General features: G+C 56.6%; 1 protein-coding gene. It reads right to left on the minus strand.

Annotated elements, in window-relative coordinates:
* Positions 1–1,073: T6SS phospholipase effector Tle1-like catalytic domain-containing protein (locus BMX68_RS25015; RefSeq protein ID WP_218145949.1), on the minus strand; the 1,073-nt coding region annotated here is incomplete at its 3' end.
* Between the last annotated feature and the right edge of the window lie 12 nt (positions 1,074–1,085).

The raw sequence follows: 1,085 nt of genomic DNA on the forward strand, positions 1-1,085 counted from the left end.
CTGTCGGCAAGGTTTTCCTTTTGCTCGTTGGCTTCCAGGGTCCAGGCGGTGTAGGCCATAAAGGCGGCGTGCATGGCGGGGTCGATGGCGAAGTCTTCAGTAATTCTGTCTGTCATCTGCTCACGGTGCGTTAACCTGACGCCTGCAGTGAATGCTTCTTCGTACATATCATTCAAGGTGATCTGCGACATCAGGGTGCTGCGACCGCCGAGGGATTTGCCTTGTTCACCGGGTCCGTACCCTCCGCCGATATCCGAATGCGTGCCGGGGTAGACGAACTCGCGGGTATTGGCTGGCCAGCTACCGCCATCGCGCACGGTGGACAGCGGGAAGGAACGGCGGATTTCATGGCCGGCCACATAGTGCACGGTCTTTTCGATGCCACTGATGGCCAAATTGTTGTGGGCCCAGTCGAGAAACCCGCGACCGACAGGAGAGGAATCGGCCAAGCCCACCGAGGCCACGGTGTCGAAGAGACCGAGAAAGCGTAGGTTGACTTTCGCTTCGCCGATCACGCCGCCGCAGATTTGCTGGATCCAGTTGCAGAACACACGGGCTTCGGCGGCGCCTCGGGAGAAACCGAACACTGAAAGGTGCAGCAGGGTGATACGGGGACGTTTGCCGAGAATGGCCTTGTTCAGACGCTTGCTCAGGTCGTAAAAAATGCGCTGCATTTTTTGATCGTCCCAGCGGCGGCGGTAGAACGAACTGAGTTCTTTGGTGACCATGGTTTTCATGACATCCTCCTGAAGCAGGCTGGTCCCATAAAAAGCCCGGTGGACGGCGTTATAGACCTGAAGCATCGCCCAATGAATCCGTGCCTCCCCACCTGTGGCAAAGCTCTTGCCCGAGCTGGATTCCTCCAGTTCGCCAATTTCCTTGAAAGGCGTACCGACCCCAGGCAGGTAGTAGGCAAAGTGGATTTTTCGGTCGTTGCGATGGGCGTCGTACAAACTGACAATATTGGAGTGATTGTGGGGTTTATCGCGTTCCATATTGTTATTGGTGCCATCGAAAAACACCCCGACATGGATTTCCTGCACGCATTCCATGCCGGTGAAGTCGGCCTTCATGCCTCGCGCCAG

It is taken from the genome of Pseudomonas agarici (assembly GCF_900109755.1).
In the GTDB taxonomy this organism is placed as follows: domain Bacteria; phylum Pseudomonadota; class Gammaproteobacteria; order Pseudomonadales; family Pseudomonadaceae; genus Aquipseudomonas; species Aquipseudomonas agarici.